The 2,302-nt window shown below is 59.8% G+C and carries 2 protein-coding genes and 1 pseudogene; all 3 read left to right on the forward strand.

Translation table 11 applies throughout. The features are described 5' to 3' along the window. Positions 1 to 328, forward strand: a 328-nt coding sequence (locus A7X77_RS31285) for a hypothetical protein (RefSeq protein ID WP_064686652.1), incomplete at its 5' end; no start/stop codon positions are given. Then, positions 294 to 1,865 carry a hypothetical protein gene (locus A7X77_RS31290; protein ID WP_064686653.1) on the forward strand — a complete coding sequence of 524 codons (1,572 nt, stop codon included), beginning with the start codon at positions 294 to 296 and terminating at the stop codon, positions 1,863 to 1,865. The genes A7X77_RS31285 and A7X77_RS31290, both read left to right, overlap by 35 nt. Next, positions 1,865 to 2,302: pseudogene (locus tag A7X77_RS31295) on the forward strand (hypothetical protein); the annotation flags it as partial. The gene A7X77_RS31290 and the pseudogene A7X77_RS31295, both read left to right, overlap by 1 nt.

Raw genomic sequence — 2,302 nt, forward strand, 5'->3', positions numbered from 1 at the left:
AAAGTCTTCTTTTCGGACCAAGTATGCGCAGGCGCGCGAGATCCAGGCTGACGGCTTCGTCGACGAAATGGTCGAGATTGCCGACGACGGCACGAACGACTGGATGAAAAAGAAGAGCGCCGACGGTGGAACGACCGGCTGGCAGGAGAATGGCGAGGCCATCCGCCGCTCACAGCTTCGCATTGGCACGCGCCAGTGGATCGCCGAGAAGCTGAAGCCGAAGAAGTACGGCGCCAAGGTCGAGCTGGAGCACGGCGTGACGAGTGGCGTGGCCGAGTTGCTGGAAGCGATCAATGGCAAGACCCGCGGACTTCCAAACGGCAGTTGATCAGTTCTCAGACTGGCGCTGGCGGCTGAACAATCTGTACTGGATCACGGACAAGAGCGGCAAACGTGTCAGGTTCGAAATGAACTGGGCGCAGATGACGTTCTTCGAGCAGATGCATTACCTGAATGTGCTGCTCAAAGCGCGCCAGCTCGGGCTGACCACGTTCATTCAGATCTTCATGCTGGACGCGTGCGTGTTCAACCGAGACATTCGCGCCGGCACCATCGCTCACACGCTCGGCGATGCGCAGACCATCTTCAGGGACAAGGTGAAATACCCTTACGACAATCTGCCTGAGGGCATTCGAGACGCAGTGCCGATCCAGCGGGACAACCAGACGGAACTGCTCCTGGGAAACAATTCGAGCATCCGCGTCGGCACGTCGCTTCGATCCGGAACGCTGCAGTACCTGCATATCTCCGAATACGGGAAGCTCTGCGCGAAGTATCCAGAGAAGGCGAGGGAGGTTAGAACCGGCGCGCTCAACACGGTTCAGGCCGGTCAACTGGTGTTCATCGAAAGCACAGCCGAGGGGCAAGAGGGGCATTTCTACAATCTTTGCGAAGATGCCCAGGTGAAGCATCGGCAGGCTGCGGCGCTTACCCCGCTGGATTTCAAGTTCCATTTCTTCCCGTGGTGGAAAGAGCCGCAATATTCGATCGACCCACGAGGCGTCGTCGTCACCGACGCGTTCGCCAAGTATTTTCGCGGCCTCGCAGAGCAGGGCATCGAACTGACGGACGGGCAGAAAGCTTGGTACGTCAAGAAGGCTGAAACGCAGCTCGGCGACATGAAGCGGGAATATCCGTCGTCGCCGGCCGAGGCATTCGAAGCGAGCGTCGAGGGTTCTTACTACGCCGACCAAATGGCGGTGGTGGATGCTGAAGAGCGTCTAGGCGTCTTCCCGCATGTGCCTGGCTATCCGGTGCATACGATATCGGACATCGGTATGGACGACACGAACAGCGTCTGGCTGTTCCAGGTACTTCCGAGCCGAGTTCGGATGATCGGCTATTTCGAGCACACCGGTACCGGGATGGATGGGATGCTTGATGAGCTGGAGCGTCGCGCCAAAGAGAACGGTTACGTCGATGACGTCCACAACATGCCGCACGATATCCGCGTGAGAGAGTGGACACGAGGCGGCATGACCCGCATCGAGATCATGCTGCAGGAGGTCAAGGCGCGCGGCCTCGGCACCGTCCGCAAGGTCGAGCGTGCCTATGTACACGACCGCATCAACGGTACGCGGCGCATCCTGGCGAAGGTCGAGTTTGACCAGGCCGGCTGCGCTCAGGGCGTGAAGTGCCTGCGCAACTACCGGAAAGAGTGGGACGAGGATCTCGGCGTCTTCCGCGACGAGCCGCTGCACAATTGGGCATCACACGGCGCCGACGCATTCGGCGGCCTCGCGATCATCTTTACCGGACTCGCTGCCGAACCGCTCAAACCAGAACCGAAGCCTCTGCCGACGTTCCAGACAATGACGTTCAACGATTTCGTCAACTCCACACCGACCTATAGCGAGCACGTTTGATGGATGTAGAAGCCACGACATTGCCGGCCGGTGACCAGTATGACCTGGCGAAGGTCGGCGCGCACTGGCAGCAGGAGATCGAGCGCGCGCAGCGCTATTTCAAATCCTGGGTCGATCGCTGTGCCAAGATCGAGAAGATTTACCTCCAGCAGTCGGACCAGCAGAGCGCAAAGCGCCGGTTCCCGATGCTGTGGGCCAATGTCTCGGTCCTGCAGCCGGCTGTCTATGCCAGAGTTCCGCAGCCCGTCGTCGAGCGTCGTTTCAAGGACTCGCAGCCTGTGGCCCGTATGGGTTCGGAGTTGGTGGAGCGTAACCTTGCCTTCACCGCAGACGACGCCGATCTGGATTCAGTTATGCGGTCGGTGCGCGATGACTTCCTGTTGTGCGCCCGCGGTACGGTCTGGCTGCGCTATGAGGCGGACTTCGAGCCGCTGGAT

The sequence above is a fragment of the Rhizobium bangladeshense genome, from assembly GCF_001662075.1.
In the GTDB taxonomy this organism is placed as follows: Bacteria; Pseudomonadota; Alphaproteobacteria; order Rhizobiales; family Rhizobiaceae; genus Rhizobium; species Rhizobium bangladeshense_B.

Excerpts from the sequence above, each read along its gene's own strand:
- A7X77_RS31290 (WP_064686653.1), top strand. The coding sequence starts at position 294 with ATGGCAAGACCCGCGGACTTCCAAACGGCAGTTGATCAGTTCTCAGAC.